At 35.1% G+C, this 20168-nt stretch carries 17 protein-coding genes and 2 tRNA genes; 13 read left to right on the forward strand and 6 right to left on the reverse strand.

The annotated features are described in order from the left end of the window. Nucleotides 1-10: 10 nt before the first annotated feature. From WH188_RS02395 to WH188_RS02405, 3 genes are all read left to right on the forward strand, one after another. Nucleotides 11-796 (forward strand): hypothetical protein, encoded by a 786-nt coding sequence (locus WH188_RS02395; RefSeq protein WP_021192305.1) that lies wholly within the window; start codon nucleotides 11-13, stop codon nucleotides 794-796. A gap of 40 nt (nucleotides 797-836) precedes the next feature. Then, complete coding sequence (locus tag WH188_RS02400) at nucleotides 837-1982, forward strand: cystathionine gamma-synthase (RefSeq protein WP_132772895.1); 1146 nt, start codon at nucleotides 837-839, stop codon at nucleotides 1980-1982. A gap of 78 nt (nucleotides 1983-2060) precedes the next feature. Continuing rightward, entirely contained in the window at nucleotides 2061-2837 is a 777-nt protein-coding gene (locus WH188_RS02405; RefSeq protein ID WP_168125855.1) for a TIGR02757 family protein, read from the forward strand. Nucleotides 2838-2900: 63 nt separating this feature from the next. Here the strand turns inward: WH188_RS02405 and WH188_RS02410 are convergent, their stop codons facing one another. After that, a complete protein-coding gene (locus WH188_RS02410; RefSeq protein ID WP_132772892.1) occupies nucleotides 2901-3776 on the reverse strand; it encodes a LysR family transcriptional regulator in 876 nt (291 codons plus the stop codon). Between the two features lie 91 nt (nucleotides 3777-3867). Here WH188_RS02410 and WH188_RS02415 point away from each other — a divergent pair, with 91 nt between their 5' ends. The 5 genes from WH188_RS02415 (at nucleotide 3868) to WH188_RS02435 (ending at nucleotide 10311) form a co-directional block, all read left to right on the forward strand. After that, entirely contained in the window at nucleotides 3868-4599 is a 732-nt protein-coding gene (locus WH188_RS02415) for a class I SAM-dependent methyltransferase (protein WP_132772890.1), read from the forward strand. Nucleotides 4600-4980: 381 nt separating this feature from the next. Continuing rightward, nucleotides 4981-7257, forward strand: coding sequence for an ATP-dependent helicase (locus WH188_RS02420; RefSeq protein ID WP_021192302.1), 2277 nt, complete (start codon nucleotides 4981-4983; stop codon nucleotides 7255-7257). A 52-nt stretch (nucleotides 7258-7309) separates the two neighbouring features. Continuing rightward, nucleotides 7310-8122, forward strand: a complete 813-nt coding sequence (locus tag WH188_RS02425) for a DUF4290 domain-containing protein (RefSeq protein ID WP_021192301.1) — start codon at nucleotides 7310-7312, stop codon at nucleotides 8120-8122. 113 nt (nucleotides 8123-8235) lie between these two features. After that, entirely contained in the window at nucleotides 8236-9561 is a 1326-nt protein-coding gene (murA, locus tag WH188_RS02430; RefSeq protein WP_021192300.1) for a UDP-N-acetylglucosamine 1-carboxyvinyltransferase, read from the forward strand. 114 nt (nucleotides 9562-9675) lie between these two features. Further along, on the forward strand, nucleotides 9676-10311 hold the full coding sequence (locus WH188_RS02435) for a YceI family protein (protein WP_168125856.1): 636 nt from the start codon (nucleotides 9676-9678) through the stop codon (nucleotides 10309-10311). Nucleotides 10312-10412: 101 nt separating this feature from the next. Here the strand turns inward: WH188_RS02435 and smc are convergent, their stop codons facing one another. The 4 genes from smc to WH188_RS02455 all read right to left on the reverse strand — a co-directional run bounded on the left by smc (nucleotide 10413) and on the right by WH188_RS02455 (nucleotide 16099). Continuing rightward, the gene (gene smc, locus WH188_RS02440; RefSeq protein WP_339423203.1) at nucleotides 10413-13955 is read right to left on the reverse strand and encodes a chromosome segregation protein SMC; all 3543 of its coding nucleotides are present in this window, start codon (nucleotides 13953-13955) and stop codon (nucleotides 10413-10415) included. 143 nt (nucleotides 13956-14098) lie between these two features. Further along, the gene (locus tag WH188_RS02445) at nucleotides 14099-14800 is read right to left on the reverse strand and encodes a DsbA family oxidoreductase (protein ID WP_021192298.1); all 702 of its coding nucleotides are present in this window, start codon (nucleotides 14798-14800) and stop codon (nucleotides 14099-14101) included. Nucleotides 14801-14853: 53 nt separating this feature from the next. Beyond that, nucleotides 14854-15486 carry a nitroreductase family protein gene (locus WH188_RS02450; protein ID WP_132772884.1) on the reverse strand — a complete coding sequence of 211 codons (633 nt, stop codon included), beginning with the start codon at nucleotides 15484-15486 and terminating at the stop codon, nucleotides 14854-14856. A 1-nt stretch (nucleotide 15487) separates the two neighbouring features. Beyond that, nucleotides 15488-16099, reverse strand: a complete 612-nt coding sequence (locus WH188_RS02455) for a TetR/AcrR family transcriptional regulator (RefSeq protein WP_021192297.1) — start codon at nucleotides 16097-16099, stop codon at nucleotides 15488-15490. Nucleotides 16100-16703: 604 nt separating this feature from the next. Here WH188_RS02455 and WH188_RS02460 point away from each other — a divergent pair. After that, on the forward strand, nucleotides 16704-16922 hold the full coding sequence (locus WH188_RS02460; protein ID WP_339423205.1) for a hypothetical protein: 219 nt from the start codon (nucleotides 16704-16706) through the stop codon (nucleotides 16920-16922). A gap of 74 nt (nucleotides 16923-16996) precedes the next feature. Here WH188_RS02460 and WH188_RS02465 read toward each other — a convergent pair whose 3' ends face one another. Beyond that, nucleotides 16997-17824 carry an alpha/beta fold hydrolase gene (locus tag WH188_RS02465; protein ID WP_021192295.1) on the reverse strand — a complete coding sequence of 276 codons (828 nt, stop codon included), beginning with the start codon at nucleotides 17822-17824 and terminating at the stop codon, nucleotides 16997-16999. Between the two features lie 187 nt (nucleotides 17825-18011). Between WH188_RS02465 and WH188_RS02470 the strand changes: the two genes are divergently transcribed. The 4 genes from WH188_RS02470 to WH188_RS02485 all read left to right on the forward strand — a co-directional run bounded on the left by WH188_RS02470 (nucleotide 18012) and on the right by WH188_RS02485 (nucleotide 20154). After that, nucleotides 18012-18085, forward strand: a tRNA-Arg gene (locus WH188_RS02470). Nucleotides 18086-18254: 169 nt separating this feature from the next. Beyond that, nucleotides 18255-18965 carry a hypothetical protein gene (locus WH188_RS02475; protein ID WP_168125858.1) on the forward strand — a complete coding sequence of 237 codons (711 nt, stop codon included), beginning with the start codon at nucleotides 18255-18257 and terminating at the stop codon, nucleotides 18963-18965. A 475-nt stretch (nucleotides 18966-19440) separates the two neighbouring features. Next, nucleotides 19441-19514: transfer RNA gene (locus tag WH188_RS02480), tRNA-Arg, on the forward strand. Between the two features lie 70 nt (nucleotides 19515-19584). Further along, nucleotides 19585-20154 carry an adenylate kinase gene (locus WH188_RS02485; RefSeq protein WP_132772880.1) on the forward strand — a complete coding sequence of 190 codons (570 nt, stop codon included), beginning with the start codon at nucleotides 19585-19587 and terminating at the stop codon, nucleotides 20152-20154. Nucleotides 20155-20168 lie beyond the last annotated feature (14 nt).

Here is a 20168-nt window from a genome sequence, read left to right on the forward strand (position 1 = left end):
TCAATCACTCATGCGTTATCTCATATTAGGTTGTGGATGGGTAGGAGAGTTTGTCGCTAATTTATGGTTGAAAGAAGGACATGAAGTCTGGGCATCTACCACTACAGCAGAAAAATACCATCGGTTAATAACCGATGGTATTTTTGCATTTAAGCAAAATTTCGACGAACCACTAACTCCTGCTATTAATTTGCCAAAAGAATTTGATTATATCTTGGTGAGTGTTCCTGCAACAAATAAATCAACAATAGAAGACCTGACTAAAAGGTTCCTTCGAGTAAGTAACTTTCTATCCAGTTTACAATATAGTAAAATAATATTTTTAAGCTCAATTGGAATATATCCCGATGTTTCGAAAGAAATAGATGAGGATAGTTTTGAAGAAGATGAACTGCAGTCCAAATTACTGCTTGCTGAAAAATCTATTGGTGTATTCCCAAATACGCATATTTACCGTCTAGGAGGCCTGTTTGGTCAAAATCGCATTTTTGCTAAATATTTTCAGCAGAAAGAATGCACTACGGGTGGACAGCCTGCCAATTTTATTCATTTGGAAGATGTTGCGTCGCTGATAAGTGAGGGTTTTGCAAAGCCTTTAAACAATAAAATCTACAACGTGGTATGTCCTCATCATCCATTAAAGCAAGATGTTGTCGAAGCATCAGCACAGAAATACGGTTTTGATTTACCAACTGCTTTTAATAATAGTGATTCATTTCAGAAAATAGTAAAGTCAAATCGTTTGCAAAATGACTTGAATTATACTTTTAAATATGAATCTCCGTTAGATTTTTAATAAATTTACTTTTTCAGAATTAATATAAATATTAAATAATATGGCATATAAATTTGCAACTAAAGCGATTCATGCTGGTCAACAGTCGGACCCTACAACGGGTGCAGTGATGACTCCTATATATCAGACTTCTACTTATCAACAGGCTTCTCCAGGCGAGCATAAAGGTTACGAGTATTCAAGAGGAACAAATCCTACACGGAAAGCTTTAGAAGACTGTTTAGCTGCTTTAGAAAATGGTCAGCATGGTTTAGCCTTTTCAAGCGGTATGGCCGCCACGGATTGTGTTTTGCGTCTATTGAAACCAGGAGACGAAGTAGTTACGGGAGACGATTTATATGGTGGTTCCTACCGTATTTTTACTAAAGTTTATGAAGCCTATGGAATCACTTTTAAATTTGTAAATACTTCAGATCCTGATGCTGTACGGGAAGCGATAACGGACAAAACGAAGTTAATCTGGGTAGAAACTCCGACTAATCCGACATTGAAAATTGCGGATGTTGCGGCTATTGGCCAGGTTGCTAAGGAAAAAAAAGTGCTTTACGTAGTTGATAATACTTTTGCTTCTCCATACCTACAAAATCCTTTGGACCTTGGTGCTGATATTGTTATGCACTCAGCTACCAAATATATTAATGGTCATTCGGATGTGGTTATGGGGGCACTAGTTATGAATTCAGACGAGTTATACAAACAATTATTCTTTTTTTATAATGCCGTAGGCGGAACTCCTGGACCACAGGATTCATTTTTAGCGCTTCGTGGTATCAAGACATTACATTTACGTATGGAGGCACATTGTGCTAATGGACGTAAAGTTGCTGAATATCTTAGGAATCATCCAAAAGTGGAAAAAATTTATTGGCCAGGATTTGAAGATCATCCTGGACATGATATTGCTAAAAAGCAAATGCGTGATTTCGGCGGTATGATATCTATTGTTTTAAAAGGTGCTGATCTAAACGAAACATTTCGCATTTCTTCGCAATTTAAAGTGTTTACACTTGCTGAGTCACTAGGAGGAGTGGAGTCTCTGATTAATCATCCAGCAACAATGACCCATGGATCTATTCCAAAAGAAATACGTGAGAAAGTAGGTGTGGTCGATAATTTGATCCGAATCTCAGTTGGGATCGAGGATGCTGATGATTTGATTGCTGATCTGGAACAAGCGTTAGTTTAATAATAGATTAAAAAGTTTTAGCCGTCAGTTCCTCCTGATAATTTTATCGGGAGGAACTGATGGTTTTTATTTAAATAGATGGCAGATTTTAATATTAAGGATTTTTTGGATAAAAAAGTCGAACAGTATAATCAACCCAATTTCATTCCGAATGATCCGATTTGTATTCCACATCGTTTTCAAAAGAAAGAGGATGTGGAAATCATGGGGTTTATAGCTGCAATATTAGCTTGGGGGCAACGGAAGACCATCATTAATAAATGCACAGAGTTGATAGAACGTATGGATGGAAGTCCACATGATTTCATCATGAATCATCAGGAGGTTGATTTAAAGCAGTTGCTCGGATTTAAGCATCGTACTTTTAACGATACCGATCTTCTGTATTTTATTCAGTTTTTTCGTTATCATTATAATCATTTTTCCTCTTTGGAAGATGCATTTTTAATTGGACAGGAAAATACGGGTACAGTTGTACTAGAAAAGTGTTTAGATGAGTTTAAAAATTACTTTTTTTCTCTTCCTGATTATCCATTAAGAACGAGAAAGCATATTAGTTCTCCAATACAGAAATCTACTGTTAAAAGGATCAATATGTTTCTGCGCTGGATGGTACGTCATGATGATAAAGGAGTAGATTTTGGAATTTGGAGCCGTTTAAATCAGAAGGATCTTATTTGTCCCTGTGATCTTCATGTCGAACGTGTCGCTCGTAAATTTGGATTAATAACTTTGGATCAGGTAAACTGGAAAACAGCGATGCAGCTTACTGAAAATTTGAGAAAGTTAGATCCATTGGATCCGGTTAAATATGATTTTGCTTTATTTGGCCTAGGAGTAGAACGTGAGTTGTAAAACAGATCAGATGTTTCTTTAATCAACTGATCTATTTTATAATTCCGAGCTTATAGCTATGCGTTAAGCGGTATAATATTTTTTAATTAATGTAATAAATTGCTGTAAAACGGGATGTTGACTTTTGTTGTCATAAGCTAATATCACCTCTGTCTGAATATCCTGTTCTTTTAAAGCATGAAATTCTAATGGCAATTCGGTATTCTGTTTTGCAACCGAAGTGGGAACAAATGCGATACCTAATCCATTCGCTACCAATTCTAATATGGAATGCATGGTGTTACATTCGTGTACAATTTGTGGATGGAAACCGATCCGGTTTGCACAGGCTATGATCTGATTGTGGTAATCATCAGCATAACTTGAATTGTACGAAATAAAATCTTCTTGCATTAAAGTAAGTGCATGAATGTCCTTACCCCACTTTTTAGGCGTTGCTAAGCAAAAGGAATCTTTAAACAAAGAATACACCTGAAGATTAGTTGTAAAGATAGGTGCTCGTAGTATTCCTAAATCAAGTTTCCCATTTTCTAATGCCGTTTTTTGTTTCTGAGAAGAGGTCTCATACAGATAGACATGTAAGTAGGGGAAATCATTTTTGATTTGTTTCAATATCTTAGCCAGCATTTTCTTTGGGGTCGAACTAATGTAACCGAGTCTGAAATCTCCTGAAATAGCCTGATGTAATTGTTTGGTCATGAGCTTAGCCTTTTCCAGCTGCTGCATCAGTTGATCACATTCCTGTAAAAAATAGCGTCCTGCATTTGTTAATTCAACACGCTTATTATTTCGGTAAAATAAAATGACCCCTAATTCTTTTTCCAGATCTTTAATCTGACGGGTTAAGGGCGGTTGAGAGATATGCAATTTTTCTGCCGCACGACCGAAGTGTAACTCCGTTGCCACTGCTTTAAAATAATGTAAATGTCTTAATTCCATCGATACTTGAAAGGTATTAATAATTGCCTAAAATAGTATTTTTAAAGTATTATTCAATGTTTTAGATTTGAAAATATTAAAAATTAGAAAGATGGAATATAAATCAACGCTAAAAGAAATTGAAGAACGGTTTGACCAGGATGTAGCACGGTTTTCAAATCTTGACACAGGACAGCAGACGACTTTAGATGCCTTGTTTAATATGGAACTGATTACTGATGGTATTGTCGCTGTGTATCCGGAATTAAATCACGTGCTAGATATTGGTTGTGGCGCTGGTAATTACCCTGTTAAATTAGCGCAAAAGATGTCCGATTTTGACTGTACTTTGGTTGACTTAAGCCAGCCGATGTTGGAAAAAGCACAAGAACGTGTACAAGAAGTCATAACTGGACAGGTTCAGATATTAAAAGGTGACTTTAGAACTGCCGAGCTAAAAGAAAATCATTATGACGTTATTATTGCAACGGCGGTTTTGCATCATCTCCGTGATGACCAAGATTGGGAGCATGCATTTAAAAAACTGTATAGCTTACTCAAAGAGGGCGGGAGTATCTGGATTTTTGATCTGGTGATTCATGATCATGATGCCATTCAAAAATTGATTTATGATAATTACTATGGTAGATACCTTACGGGTTTGAAAGACGGAACTTATCGTGACCATGTTTTTGCTTATATCGAGCATGAAGATACACCGCGGAGTTTAACTTATCAGCTTGATTTGCTTAAAAAAGTAGGATTCAATTCTGTTGATGTACTCCATAAAAAATTGAATTTTGCCTCTTTTGTAGCTTTTAAATCTCGAACTACAGCATCTTAAGAAGCATAGTTGATTCATTTTAAAAGACGATAAATTTTAGTTTGCAAATATCACGTTAGTAAGCTGCTGTTTAATAGGAAATATACTTATATATACCTTATACTAAGGTACTATTTTTTGGTGATATTCTAAAGGGATAATAGAGGGTTTCTAGAGGTAAAACACTATAAACCCTCTATTAAAGCTCAGTTAAATCCGATGAAAATCTTACTGCATATTGAACGAGTATTAGCTGAAGTGCAAATCAGTCTTTTACATATTCATAAGAGGATGCAGATTTTGTTAAAAAATTATTATTTGTGACGATGACTGCCTATCCGCCAAATGATTTTCGTACTTTTATAAGCTATTTTAAATAACATATAATATTAGGAGAAAGCTTTGGATTTTTTAGCAGGATTGAACCCTTCTCAAAGAGGAGCTGTAGAACAAACTGATGGACCAGTAATGATAGTTGCTGGGGCTGGATCAGGAAAAACACGTGTCATTACTTATCGCGTTGCCCATTTAATACAAAAAGGAGTAGATCCTTTCAATATATTAGTTTTAACTTTTACTAATAAAGCCGCAAAAGAAATGCGTAATCGTATTATGTCGGTGGTTGGTGCTGAGGCTAAAAATATTTGGATGGGAACATTTCACTCCGTATTTGCCAAGATTTTGCGTGTAGAAGCTGAATTGATCGGATACCCGCGTAATTTTACGATTTACGATACGGATGATACGAAAAGTTTACTACGTTCCATTTTGAAAGAAATGAACTTAGATGACAAACTTTATAATGTCAATCATGTGTATGGGCGTATTTCTCAAGCGAAAAATAATCTCATATCGCCACAGGAGTATAATAAAAATGAAGCACTAAAAGCGGAAGATATTTCTAACGGGAGAGGTCAGTTAGGAGAAATCTATATGACGTATGCGCAACGTTGTTATCGTGCAGGGGCTATGGATTTTGATGATTTGTTGTTCAAAACCAACGTTTTGTTGAATAAGCATCCTGAAGTGCTGCATAAATACCAGCATCAGTTTAAATACTTGATGGTTGATGAGTATCAAGATACCAACTTTTCACAGTACTTAATCGTTAAGCGATTAGCTGCTGTTAATGAGAATATTTGTGTAGTTGGTGATGATGCACAGAGTATTTATGCTTTCCGTGGTGCAAATATTCAGAATATCTTGAATTTCCAAAAGGATTATCCTGCAGTAAAGGTTTTTAAATTAGAGCAAAATTACCGTTCAACTCAAATGATTGTTAACGCCGCGAATTCGGTTATTGCTAACAATCAAAATCAGTTGGAAAAGAATGTCTTTTCTGATAATGAAGAAGGAGAGAAGATAAAAGTTTCACGTGCATTTTCAGATAATGAGGAAGGCAAAATTGTTGCGGAATTAATTTCGCAAGAAAAGTCATTAAAATCGTATAATTATAAAGATTTTGCTATTCTTTATCGCACCAATGCGCAATCTAGAGCAATGGAGGAAGCTTTAAGAAAAATAAATATCCCTTATAAAATATATGGTGGTACTTCTTTTTATCAACGAAAAGAAATTAAAGATTTAATTGCATATTTTAGACTTACTTTTAATCCAAACGATGAAGAGGCGTTGAAACGTGTGATCAATTATCCTCGTCGTGGTATTGGTGATACCACGGTTGAGAAAATCGTGATCGCCGCAGATCAACATCAATACCGTCTTTGGGATATTGTAGCGAATGCTCAAATGTTTATGGACGGACGTAGTGCCGCTTCTGTTGGAGGATTTGGTCAAATGATCTTGAGTTTTCAAGCGCTGGCAAAAACTAATAGTGCTTTTGATACGGCAATGCATATAGCACAGCATTCAGGTATATTAAAGGAACTATATGAAGATAAGTCTGTTGAGGGATTGACACGGTACGAACATATACAGGAATTGCTCAATGGTATTAAAGAGTTTTCCGAACGCGAGGATATTGAGGAACGTGGGTTAGACATTTATATGCAGGATATTGCTTTGCTGACCAATGATGATAACGATAAAGATCCAGATGCGGATACGGTTTCAATGATGACGATACACTCGTCTAAAGGTTTAGAATTTCCTGTCGTATTCATCGTTGGCTTAGAGGAAAATTTATTTCCATCTCAGTTGGCACTTAATTCAAGGACTGAACTGGAGGAAGAAAGAAGATTATTTTACGTTGCAGTTACCAGAGCTGAAAAAAAATTATTACTTTCGTACGCAACTTCTAGATATCGATGGGGAACACTTAATAACTGTGAACCAAGCAGATTCTTGGATGAACTGAATCCATCTTGTTTGGATCTGGATTTTAAACCAAGACAAAGTTCTTCTGCAGAATCTGGAAGTTTCCAAGGTGAGCGTATTGCCTGGCAGCAAAAAGAGACGGATAGTTTTTCGAAACCTAAGCCGAAACCTTTTAAAACTACCTCGATATTACCCAAAGCGCATACACCTTCCGCTGGTTTTACTCCATCCGACACAAATAGTTTGCAGGTTGGCATGGAAGTGGAACACGAAAGATTTGGTTTCGGAAAGGTTGTTAACCTCGAAGGATCAAAGGGAGAAGTAAAAGCAACTATTTTCTTTAAAGACTTGGGACAGAAACAATTGTTGCTTAAATTTGCAAAACTGAGAATTATTCAATAATTTAATACCAAAGTACAGAATACAACGTTGTATTGGTACTGAAATTCACTATATGAACTTTGACTACAACAGCACAAGACCGAAGCTAATCCTAGCTGAATACGGTAGGAATGTGCAAAATATGGTAAACTATATTTGTGATTTACCTACAAAAGAAGAAAGAAATAAGTATGCTCAAGTTGTCATTGATATGATGGGGGTGTTAAATCCTCATTTACGCGACGTGGCAGATTTTAAGCATAAATTGTGGGATCACTTGCAAATTATTTCTGATTTCCAGATTGACGTGGATTCTCCATATCCTAAAGCAACTCCAGAATTGGTGAAGCATGAGCCAGAATTGTTATCCTATCCGCAGCATAATATCAAGTACAAGCATTATGGTTTTACAGTGGAGAAAATGATTAATAAGGCAATTTCCATTACGGATGAAGAAAAACGTCAAAAAATGGCGCTTTCAATTGCCAATTTCATGAAGATGGCGTATACAACATGGAATAAAGATGCGGTAGCAGACGAATTTATTATTCAAGATTTAGCAGAATTGTCAAGTAAGGTATTGCAATTGCCAGAAGGTACAGTTTTGACCAAACAAGATTTCAAAAGTGCGCCTCCGGGAAATAGAGTTAAAGGAAATAATCCGACACAAACTACTAATAACAATTCCGGGCATTCTAATAATAACCATAGTCGGAGCAACAACAATAATAACTCAAATAACAGAAGACCTTCGGGAACAAATTCGTTCCAAAAACGAAGCAATTCAGGTGGCGGAAGTAGTAACAATAACAATAGACGTCCTTACCAAAATAATAATAACAGCAATAATAATAGCAATAGTAACAGCGGTTATAAGAGAGGATAATTGTTAATACTTTAAGTATGATATAAGGCAATTGTGAAGTGATTTATATTTCTTTTCAATTGCTTTTTTTCTTATAACATCAAAGGAAAATATAAAAAGATATAGGTGTACGCATGAATGCATTTGAAATCAATGGCGGGAAGCCATTAAAAGGAGAGATTATTCCTCAGGGAGCGAAAAATGAAGCATTACAGATTTTATCTGCAGTATTGTTGACTGAAGAACCCATCACAATTAGTAATGTTCCAAACATTAAGGATGTCAATAAATTAATAGATCTCTTAATAGCATTAGGTGTACGTGTCAATCGTATTGATGAGGATACTTATGTTTTTGAAGCTAAGGATATCAATATAGATTATTTCCAATCGTCAGAATTTAAAGAAAAAGGAGGAAGCTTAAGAGGTTCTATTATGATTGTAGGACCCTTATTAGCACGTTTCGGGAAGGCAGCTATTCCAAAACCCGGAGGCGATAAAATTGGTCGTCGTCGTTTGGATACTCACTTTTTGGGTTTTGAAAAATTGGGAGCCAAGTTTATCTACGATTCGGAAAATCATTTCTTTAATGTCGATGCTACTCAATTAAAGGGAGCTTACATCTTGTTAGATGAAGCATCTGTTACAGGTACTGCTAATATTGTTATGGCGGCAGTATTGGCTAAAGGTAAAACTGAAATCTATAATGCAGCTTGTGAGCCTTATTTGCAACAGTTATGCAAAATGTTGAATCGTATGGGAGCTAATATCTCCGGTATTGGTTCAAATTTGCTCACGATAGAAGGTGTGGAGCGTTTGGGTGGAACAACACACCGTATGTTGCCAGATATGATTGAAATTGGCTCTTTCATCGGATTAGCAGCTATGACTGGTTCTGAAATTACCATTAAGGATGTCTGTTACAAAGAATTGGGGATTATTCCTACCGTATTCCAACGTTTAGGAATTAAAATGGAGTTGCGTGGTGATGATCTTTTTATTCCAGCGCAGGATTCATACGAAATAGATACATTTATTGATGGTTCAATTTTAACGATATCAGATTCACCTTGGCCAGGATTTACACCAGATTTATTAAGTATTGTTTTGGTTGTGGCAACACAAGCAAAGGGAAATGTCTTGATACACCAAAAAATGTTTGAAAGCCGTCTTTTCTTTGTTGATAAACTGATTGATATGGGGGCTCAGATCATACTTTGTGATCCACACCGTGCAACTGTAATCGGATTGAATAAAATGTATCCTTTACGTGGAATTGAAATGACTTCACCTGATATCCGTGCAGGCGTATCTTTATTGATCGCAGCATTATCTGCAAAAGGTACTTCAACTATTCATAATATCGAGCAAATAGAGCGTGGTTACCAGAATATCGAAGAGCGATTAAAGAAATTAGGCGCTGATATTCGTCGCGTTGATGTTGCTCCTAAAGGACACTAAAACATGTTATTGTCATAATTTGATATTGTATAGTATTTTAGTAGATTTTATTTAGATCTTATAATATCTTTGGTTAATCAAGTGTTTAAACATATAAAATAGATTAAGTTAGTTATGAAAAAATTATTAGTATTACCTGCTATCGCAGCTGTTATTATGTCTTCTTGTGCTGGAAATCCAGAAGGAAAAAAAGCGGAAGTGCAAGATTCTGTTGCGACAGAACAAATTGCTACTCCAGCTGGAGAGGTGTTTAATGTAGATGCAACACAGTCAAAAGTTGTATGGACCGGAACGAAAGTGACAGGTGCACATACAGGTACGATTGCGATTAAATCAGGTTCATTAAATGTGAATAATGGTGTGTTAACCGGTGGTACGTTCACATTGGATTTGAATACAATTAGTTCTACAGATCTTGAAGGAGAGTACAAAGAGAAATTAGATGGCCATTTAAAAGCGGCGGATTTCTTTGATGTTGCTAAATTTCCTGAAGCTACATTTGTTGTGACTAAAGCGGAAGCTGGTGCTACAGCACAAGATGTGAAAATTTCTGGTAATTTAACAATCAAAGGTATTACTAAAAATATCTCATTTGATGCTAAAGTAATTGAATCAACTGCTACAACAATCAAAACAGAAGCTGATTTTAACATCGTTCGTGCTGATTGGGGCGTAAGTTATGAAGGTAAAAAAGATGATTTAATTTCTGCTGAGATAAACTTTAAGGTTTCTCTAGTAGCGACTAAATAAGCTCATCAGAATAATTATTATAAAAAAAGGGGAGTGATACACATGTATCACTCCCTTTTTTTATAATAACAGATCTTGTATATAACAAAATCTGTTATTTCTTAAGCGACATCTCGTAAGTCAACTGCAACAACACGTGATACACCTTGTTCTACCATGGTAACTCCATAGATGATGTCTGTGCTCGCAATTGTTTTTTTGTTGTGAGAAACCACTATAAATTGTGAGTTCTTAGAAAAATCACGAATGATATTATTGAATTTATCAATGTTAGTATCATCTAATGGTGCATCTACCTCATCAAAAATACAGAATGGTGCAGGCTTCGAAAGATACAGTGAGAATAGAAGTGCTGTTGAGGTGAGGGTTTTCTCTCCTCCTGATAGTTGATTGATCGACAATGGTCTTTTTCCTTTAGGACGCGCAATAATATCAATATCCGAATCTAACGGTTTAGATGGGTCTGTAAGGATTAAATCACAGCTATCTTCTTCGTTAAATAGGGAGCGGAAAACTTTGATGAAATTATCACGAACACTATTGAACGTAAACATAAATTGTACCTCTGCAGTATCATCAATCTCTTTAATGGTTGCCATTAAAGATTCTTTTGCCTCCAATAGATCTGATTTTTCTTTATTGATGAAGTTATAACGTTCATTCATCTCATCGAAAGCCTCTTTGGCCATAAGATTGATTGAACCGTACTCATTCAATTGTTTTTTGAGTTTCGTACACTTGGCGACAAGTACATCTTGATCTTCTGTGATTGTTGGCGTTTCTTCTTGTTCTAATAGATCTTTTAATTCAATATTAAACTCTGCAGAAAGGCGTTCTTTTAAAGTATTAAGATCAATCTGAAGTGCTGTTTTCTTATCTTTTATTTCAGAAATTAGGAGATCATCTTGTTCTTTTGATCGACGGTATTGTATAATTTGCTCTTCTAACTCATTTATTTGTTTACGAACACCATAGTAGCTCTTTTCTAATTCTTCTAAACCTTTTTCCAGTGCATCCTTCTGCGTATACATTTCCACCAGATCTTGGTCTTCTTCATCTACAAATTGGGCTGTAATTTTTAAAGATAACTGTACTTCTTCGAGATCTTTTGTATTACGTTCGATACGAGATTGAAAATCCTCCTGCTGCGTTTCGCGGAATTCGAGATCTTTATTGATGTTTGAAACTTTATTCTGTTGCTGATGGTATCCGAGATTTCCTTGATTGTAACTTGCGGATTTTTCAGTTAAAATCTCTGAAATTTCATTAAATCTGTCCTGAAATTCTTGAAGATCACCTACCTGCTGCTCACGTTCGTTTTTGAAATCTTGAATTTGAGGTTCGACAATTAGTAAATCATTTTCAATAGCTATTATTTTATCTTGAATATCCTTCTTGCGGTTTAGTGCATTAGTAATGAAGGTTTGATATTGTTCTTGTTTTGTTTTGACAGATATCAATTCATTATTTAGACGGTTTAGTTGAAAACGAAGCTCATCAATCATTTCCTTTTGGGAATTAGACTGTAATGCTGCTAAACGTCCGGATTCGTCGGCTATTTGATCCTGTAGCTTATTGATGTTTTCATTAAGAGCTTTGATTTCCTTTGCTAAGATTTCGATGTTTTTAGCGCGTCCGATTCGTTTACCTTCAAATAATCCCACAGAACCACCTGATAGACCTAACCTGTTTTTCGAAAATTTACCATTTTTCTGCAAAATAACAATATCTCCCTCGGGCAATGGTAATTCAAGTTCATGGTCGCGTTCTCGTTGCAAAATATAGACATTTTGTAATAAAACTTCGCAAAGAGGCTTGAATTTGTCATCAACAGTAATAACATTCAAAGCTGGAGTTAAGATATCATCATTAATCGATGAAGATGTCTTTATGGATGGGATGGCATCCAATATGAAGAAATTTGCACGACCACGTGCAGCATCGCTTAAAAGATTAATTGCCTGTACCGCATCTTGCTGTGTTTCCACGACATAGTGATTCATGATCGATTCCAGGTAATTTTCAATAGCTACGCGGTAGTCTTCCTCGCAAAAAAGAACATCTGAAAATAATGGCGGTTGTTTTTTCCAACCTGCATTCTTCTTTAGAAATCGGATTGAATCAGGAAAGCCTTCTAAATTATCAATTAAGGATTTAGTTAAGTTATATTCATTCTGTTTCGCATCTGCTAACCTTGACTCTTTATTTAATTCGTCCTTAAGGGTATTTATATTTGCTGTATGATTTTGAATTTGCGATTGCAATTCTTCTTCCATCTGTATGGCGGTCTCATACTGTTGTTGCTGCGTTTCTACACGGCCCTCTAATTCAGCTACAGTAATATTAAATTGATTTAACTCAGCTTCTTTGGATTCAGTATCTGTTACCGTTCGGATGGATTCTTGTAATAAAGCTTCTTTTTGAATATTTAAAACAGCAATATCTTTTTCAAGCTTATAGATATTGTCCTGTAAAGTTGTACTGGCCTTGTTATAGCTGTCTAATTTTCCTTTGGCAGTTTGTTGCTGACCTCTTAGCTCTTCGACTTCAAATTTATCCTTTTCTAGGTTTGTTTGGAAATTATCCAATTGCTGTTGCTCATGAAATAACTCTTCATTTAACCTTTTGATCGTATAAAGAACATGATTGAGTTGTTGATTGTCATTGTTGATTTCAAAATTCAATCTGCTTTCTTTATCCTGAAGATTCTTAAGCTGTTCGTTTTTAACTTTTTTTTCCGACTCGTAATTTCGGATTTTATTAATAAATTCCTGGGTGGCTTTCTGTTGTATGGAAACATTTTTTTCCTGCTCCAGATTGTCTTCTCGGATTTGCTTTAGTGCATTTTCAGCTTTATTAATATGTTCTTGTGCGTCGGTACTCTGCTTGTTTAATTTGGATTCCTGACCTTGGAGACGTTCCAGTTCACTGCTAAAATCGGCAATGCGGTAATAGGCTAAATTGATACTACTCTGGCGGTATTCATCTTTTAAAAGCGTATATTTTTCTGCTTTTTTAGCTTGTCCTTCTAATGATCTTAGATTTTTGGTAATCTCAAACATTAAATCATCTACGCGACTCAAGTCAAGTTCAGTATCTCTTAGCTTATTTAGCGTTTGTTTTTTACGGACTTTATATTTGGATATTCCAGATGCTTCTTCAAATAGATTTCGACGGGAGTTTTCTTTATTATTGATGATTTCATCAATCATTCTCAGTTCGATGATCGAATAAGAATCTGCTCCAACTCCTGTATCTAAAAACAAGTCTGTAATATCTTTTAAGCGACATTTTACATCGTTTAATCGGTATTCACTATCACCGTTTCTAAACAGCTTACGTGTCACAGTGACTGTTGTAAATGCTGTTGGAAGTACGTTTTTATTATTGTCAAAAGTGAGTGAAACTTCTGCCAGGTTTGCCGCTTTACGATTTTTCGTCCCATTAAAAATGATGTTTTCCATTTTTTCTGAACGGAGCATACGTGTACTCTGCTCTCCCAAAACCCAACGTATCGCATCGACGACATTTGATTTGCCACAACCATTTGGGCCCACAATTGCGGTGACGCCTTCATTAAAATTGATTGTAATCTTATCGCCGAAGCTTTTGAATCCTTTTATTTCTAGTTTAGTTAACTGCATTTATACTACAATTTTTCTGCATTAAATAGGAAACGAAATTAAGAAATAAGTTCAACTTATTTGCACGATTTTGGGATTCGGGAGCAGAAGTTTAGCTAACTCTTTGGTTATGTCTGACAATCAAAATTGCTAATAGTAAACTATTAGCAATTTCCGGTTTCACTGTCGCAGCTAGGTCCTTCATTATCATTCATGATAATAACTGTTTTAGCATCTTCATATGCTTGACGGAGTGTCTGTTCAAACATTTCTAAAGGTTGTGCTCCAGCAATACCAAACTTTTGATTAAATACGAAAAATGGAACGCCACGTAAACCTAGATTTACACCTTCTTGAATATCCTGAGTGACTTCGTAAGTAAAACGATCAGAAAACAGCATTTCTTGGACTTCTTTTTTGTCCATCCCCACTTCCGCGGCTAGGTTTACTAATATATTGGTATCATTAACGTCTACTCCTTCACTGAAATGGGCTTTTAGTAGGCGTTCTTTTAAAATATTACCAAGACCATGTTCTTGTGCAAAATGTATAAGACGATGTCCATTTAGGGTATTGACAATTAGTGATTTTTCGAAATCAAAATCAATCTCTAGAGATTTTCCTATGGACTGAACCTGTTGCATCATACCTAAAGTTTCTTCCTTAGTTAGACCTTTCGCATTTTTAATGTACTCTACTGCGGGAATACCAGCCGCATCTTGTGGGAATTGCGGGTGTAGTTGATAAGATTTCCAAATAATCTCAACTTCATCACGATGAGGAAATGAAGCTAATGCTTGTTCTAATCTTTTTTTACCAATATAACAAAATGGACAAACGATGTCCGACCAAATTTCTATTTTCATAATGTATGTTTAAGAATCGGGAACTCCTAATAATTGAGTTCCCAAAATATATTTTAGTTGAATTTAATAATGAAATCTTCATGGCTTGGTCTTACTTTCTTTAAGTTAACTAACCAATCGTTTGCTTCATCGCGGTAACCCAGGGCTAAGATTGTAACCGATTTAAGGCCTAATTTGTCTAACTCAAGTAGGGCATCTAACTGTTGGTTGTTAAAACCCTCCATAGGAGTTGCATCAATTTTTTGTTCTGCCGCCGCGGCTACGGCTAATCCAAAACCAATATAAGCCTGACGTGCCGCATGGTTAAATTGCTGTTCTTGGGACAACGCTGATAATTGTGTATAAAGATTGTTTTTATAATCATCTGCAAACCCTATTGGCAATCCTCTTTCTTCCGCCTGTTGCGCAAATGGTGCTTCTACACGTTCTTTAGTATAGGAATCGTAAGCTGCGAATATTAAAATATGTGAACTGTCTACGATTTGGGATTGACCGTAAGCGATAGGTTGAATTTTTGCTTTCAATTCGCGATTTGATATTTCAATTACTCTATAAGGGTGTAGCCCAGAAGAGGTAGGAGCCAAACGAGCAGCTTCTAAAATGTAATCAACTTTTTCTTGTGCTACTGGAGTGCCATTCATCTTTTTTGTGGCATATCTCCATTTTAAATCTTCTAATAAACTCATGTTATTTATTGTGGTGTTTTAATGATATAATAAATCCCTCAATAGCATCTGTTAGGATAGGGGATACTACTTCTGGATCTGTTGCTGTATTTGATATGAATTCGATGGTAATAATACCATGTAAAATAGACCAAAAGGTTTTGAATTTTAAAAATAGATCAATTTGTTCGACTTGATTCTCTTCAATACATTTGGAAATACAATTTAACATGACATCTGATGCGACTTTCATCTCTTTGATACTGTTCACAACTTCGCATTGGGGAATACCCAAACCGAACATAATTTCATAGTATTTCTTATTTTCGAATGCGAATTTCCAGTAAGATGTCGCTAGATGATACAAGTTCAGGTCTGCGGTTCTGCTTGAATCTACAGCAGATGCAAGTTGTGTTGCAAGCAAAGAAAAACCGACTTTTGTAAAATAGGCTACAATAGCATCTTTGTTTTCAAAATGTTTATAAATAACAGGAACACTATATTCAATGGCATCTGCTATTTTTCTAATGGATAGTGCTTGCCAACCTTCCTCCTGTACAATAAGCCAGGATTGTTCAATTATTTGTAACCTAATTTTTTCTAAATCTCGCAATTTCCGCTCTGATACACCCATCTTTAAAACTTTAGTTAACAGTGTTAGCAAAAGTAACAATGATTTTTTTAAATTAAATAGCCTGTAAAATTTAGTACATTTTTATGACAGATTATAATTATTCAATCGTAGAGTTTGTCTAAAAAAGCAATTTGTTATTATTAAGATTTGGCTGCAGTACTGGAGTTAATTAGAGGTTATAATTAGAGGTTATTTTTTTATTTGCTCTTATTTTATAGCTGTTTACAAAATCAAGTAACTCGTTATTTAGCTAAAATTTTCCGCGTAGCATTTGTTTTTGTCTAAAAAAATTAGTACATTTGAAGTTGATGTGAAATTAATTACTATAAGTTTTTTAATTTTTGTCAGTTTTTAAATATAAATCAGTGCTAAAACTTACCAGTTTTACCTTCTCCATACACTATTGATTTTTTTGAAAATTGACCTGATATTTTGATTTATCAATATATTGGTTCTTCTCCACCATTTAGTTTTCTGATCATTTATATTTTTCAGTAGGCTAGCGATTTCAAGATACGGCATCACAGGTTTTATTCAGACGTCTGGCGGTAGAGTCAGCGTATTATTCAGTCACTTTAAATTATACGAAATGTTAGGATTTATTATGAAATTTTTATTAACGGTTATTGTTTCAACTTGGTTAATTATGCAGGGTACTACGGGTAGCTTCTTGAGCATACCTGTTCTTTTTGCAATATTGTTGTTCGCTTTGTTTATATGGGATTCCATTATTTCTTACCGTAAATCGGAGGAAAGAAAAGAAAACTTACAACATTTGAATGATTTCTTTAAATATAAACAAAGTAAATACCGTGGTTTATAAGAAATGTTTTCTTTTGGTACATCCAATTTAATGCAGTGTTGATTTTTATCCACTGCATTTTTTTATGTCTGTAACTAGAGCGAGTTTAAGAAGGAGTTGACCTCTCCACTGAATTTTTCGGGCTCTTCCAAATTAGGTAAATGACCTGATTCCGTAAATTCAATAAATTTAACGTGGGCAATATTGTCAAGTAAGGTTTTGGTCTGTAGATCTGTGATTAACTTATCTTCTTTCCCTTTGATGACCAATGTGGGCACTGTTATAGTGTTTAACATAGCTGTTGTATCTGTACGGGCCGCTAATGCTAATTGTGTCGCACAAATGTTTTGCAGATCGTTTCGCCGAATGGCACTCTTTATTGTTTCAATCGCTTCTGGGTTTTCAGTTAATGTCTTTTTTGAAAATACTGTTTCAATAAAACCTAATGAAAATGGACGTTTTCCATATTTTAGTAAAGCTTGGATTGAATCAAAACGTTTTTGTTTTGCCATATTGTTATCGGCAAAAGAATGGGTGTCACTTAAAATGAGTCCTTGAAGTGTACTTCCTATTAATTCGTAAGTGCGCAGTGCAATGTAGCCTCCCATCGAAACACCACAAAGTACAACGTTATTTAAATTTAAATGTGTGATGAATTGGATTAAATCCTTTGCAAAAACATCCACACTAAAAAAGCCATGACCTCGCGTGCTGTGTCCGTGTCCTCTAATATCTATTGCTATTCCGATAAATTGTTCGTCTAATTGTTGCATCTGTGCGCGCCACATATTTTTATTGAAAGGGAAACCATGTAAAAAGATAACTGTTTTTTCAGCTTTATCTGTCTTACTAGGTCTTATCATATATGAAATGCTGATGTCGTCAATACGTATTTTGCTGAGTTTCGTTTCTTTTTTGGACATAAGTACGTCTTTGTGAAAAAAATATTAAAAAAATAACCTTTGTAAATGTAATACTATCAATAAGATAATAAAAATATTACTTTTTTTGTCTAAAAAAGTTTAAAAATAGTTTGCAGAATTGAAAAAAGTCCCGATATTTGTATCACAAAACAAAGGGGTATGACTTTAAATAAAAGTCGCTCAAAATGCACTCATGGCTCAATTGGATAGAGCACCTGACTACGGATCAGGAGGTTAGGGGTTCGACTCCCTTTGAGTGCACTACTAGAAAGCTTAGTCATTACGACTAAGCTTTTTTTGTTCCATTCCAAATTATTAAAAGAAGGTTTCATCATATAGTTTAATTGAGGTTAATAGGAATATGACACTCCGTTTAAACTCTTTATTTAACTATCCGCTATTTTTGTTGCTATATTTAAATTTCGCCAAAATGAATTATAAAAGTATTTGTCTGCTTTTTTTACTCTTCACTTTCAAAATAATATCTGCCCAGCAAGCTCATTATCCTGATAAGCCTAATATTCATGGAATGTTATTGATGGGGATAGAGACTATATATGCTGAACATTTACCTATGTTTCATCAGCCACACGACTATCAGATTATTCTGAAGCTTGAATTTTCTAAGGCCGATCTAGAGCAATATCGCACTAGCCGTTTAGCATTTCCTGAAGAATTTGTTTATACGATTGAACCAGAAGTTTTTGTTTTGCCAGAAATGGTTAATCAGACCAAAGTATTTAGGGCAAATGTATATAGAGGTCATTTTGAAAGGGGAGGATTTAAGCTTTTAGATTCGATTTCTCTTAAAATCAAGCAGGTTGTCTATTATAAACAGTTTGATAAAGATAATCCAAGGCCTGTAAATTTGCAGTACATCTTATTCGGAAATATGAAAGAACAATTTCTGAGCCATTTGATCAGTAGAAAACCTGATTTTCATGAGGTTTTGTCTGTTAAGTTATCGGATGTTAAGCAGATGAAAACAGACAAGTCTTATCAGCTGCTCGTTTTGAAGGAAAGGGAGAATCGTGTTCCTTTTTCTTGGAGTAAGTCGAAGGCAATGATTCTGGGTACTAAACGACCGGTTAGTTTTATAAACCACAAACAGCTGTATGTTGAATTTGGTGATTTGGAATAAAGAATATTCCATATTCCTTTTATACGAGTCTTCCTGGTTAAAAGGTTTTTATTTTCTTCTATTTTTAAAATAAGATCTAGTTTATGCGTTGACAGAGGTACAGGTAAAGTATTTCAAATGCAATCAGCATTTTATATAGTAACTGAAAAAATTGCTTAGAGTTTTGGGAAACTTTTTTTAATTATTTTAAGATAATCCTTTCAAAGATGAAATAACTTGAATATGTATAATGGGTGATTTAGGGATTAAAAATTCTTCTTTGGTGGTTCTATATATCGAATTTCGCCGTGTGCGAGCTCTTTATATCTGTTGATTATGATTAAGCATAATTGTATTTGATTGATGATTTTTTATTTTGTTTCATTATCAGTCTATTAGATAAAAATTGAAAAAAAAATTTGGAGGCAGTGCTATTTTGCCTATATTTGCATCACCAAAACGGAAGAACAGCAATGAAGATGACGTAATGGTTGACGCGCTCATGGCTCAATTGGATAGAGCACCTGACTACGGATCAGGAGGTTAGGGGTTCGACTCCCTTTGAGCGCACTATTTGAAAAGCCTAATCAATATAGCGATTAGGCTTTTATTTTTTTACTCTATTACTCTAAATACTACTATGCTAAACCTTGTAATATTTGGCCCTCCGGGGGCAGGAAAGGGAACACAATCGCAGAAGCTTATCGATAAATATCAGTTAGTTCATGTTTCAACAGGTGATATCTTTAGAGCTCATATTCAAAACCAGACAGCTCTAGGTCAACAAGTCAGTCAGATTATTGCTGACGGAAACTTAGTGCCTGATTCGGTTACGATTGCGATGTTGGAAGAGGAGGTGAAGAAAAATCCGGACGCAAAAGGATTTATTTTTGATGGCTTTCCACGTACTGTGGCACAAGCAGAAGCGTTGGACGCATTTTTAACTGGTATTAATTCTTCTATCTCTGTAGTTATAGCTTTAGATGTAAATGAAGATGAATTAAAAACACGCATTGCTAAACGTCAGGAGATTTCTGGCCGTGCGGATGATGCTGCTGATAAATTGGTAAAACGTATTGATGAATATTTTACAAAAACTATTCATGTGTTACCTTATTATGAAGCACAAGGTAAATTGTCCAAAGTAAACGGTATTGGTGATATCGATTTTATTTTTGGAGAATTGACTGCTATTATTGACAATTATTAAATAATAAAGCGGAG

Origin of the sequence: Sphingobacterium sp. MYb388 (assembly GCF_037479535.1) — a bacterium.
Lineage (GTDB): Bacteria > Bacteroidota > Bacteroidia > Sphingobacteriales > Sphingobacteriaceae > Sphingobacterium > Sphingobacterium anhuiense.

Coding starts and splice junctions, on each gene's coding strand:
- WH188_RS02425 (WP_021192301.1), top strand. CDS start 7,310: ATGAACTTTGACTACAACAGCACAAGACCGAAGCTAATCCTAGCTGAA.
- WH188_RS02405 (WP_168125855.1), top strand. CDS start 2,061: ATGGCAGATTTTAATATTAAGGATTTTTTGGATAAAAAAGTCGAACAG.
- WH188_RS02435 (WP_168125856.1), top strand. CDS start 9,676: ATGAAAAAATTATTAGTATTACCTGCTATCGCAGCTGTTATTATGTCT.
- WH188_RS02465 (WP_021192295.1), bottom strand. CDS start 17,824: ATGTCCAAAAAAGAAACGAAACTCAGCAAAATACGTATTGACGACATC.
- WH188_RS02410 (WP_132772892.1), bottom strand. CDS start 3,776: ATGGAATTAAGACATTTACATTATTTTAAAGCAGTGGCAACGGAGTTA.
- WH188_RS02395 (WP_021192305.1), top strand. CDS start 11: ATGCGTTATCTCATATTAGGTTGTGGATGGGTAGGAGAGTTTGTCGCT.
- WH188_RS02445 (WP_021192298.1), bottom strand. CDS start 14,800: ATGAAAATAGAAATTTGGTCGGACATCGTTTGTCCATTTTGTTATATT.
- WH188_RS02460 (WP_339423205.1), top strand. CDS start 16,704: ATGAAATTTTTATTAACGGTTATTGTTTCAACTTGGTTAATTATGCAG.
- WH188_RS02400 (WP_132772895.1), top strand. CDS start 837: ATGGCATATAAATTTGCAACTAAAGCGATTCATGCTGGTCAACAGTCG.
- WH188_RS02485 (WP_132772880.1), top strand. CDS start 19,585: ATGCTAAACCTTGTAATATTTGGCCCTCCGGGGGCAGGAAAGGGAACA.
- WH188_RS02475 (WP_168125858.1), top strand. CDS start 18,255: ATGAATTATAAAAGTATTTGTCTGCTTTTTTTACTCTTCACTTTCAAA.
- murA (WP_021192300.1), top strand. CDS start 8,236: ATGAATGCATTTGAAATCAATGGCGGGAAGCCATTAAAAGGAGAGATT.
- WH188_RS02415 (WP_132772890.1), top strand. CDS start 3,868: ATGGAATATAAATCAACGCTAAAAGAAATTGAAGAACGGTTTGACCAG.
- WH188_RS02450 (WP_132772884.1), bottom strand. CDS start 15,486: ATGAGTTTATTAGAAGATTTAAAATGGAGATATGCCACAAAAAAGATG.
- WH188_RS02455 (WP_021192297.1), bottom strand. CDS start 16,099: ATGGGTGTATCAGAGCGGAAATTGCGAGATTTAGAAAAAATTAGGTTA.
- smc (WP_339423203.1), bottom strand. CDS start 13,955: ATGCAGTTAACTAAACTAGAAATAAAAGGATTCAAAAGCTTCGGCGAT.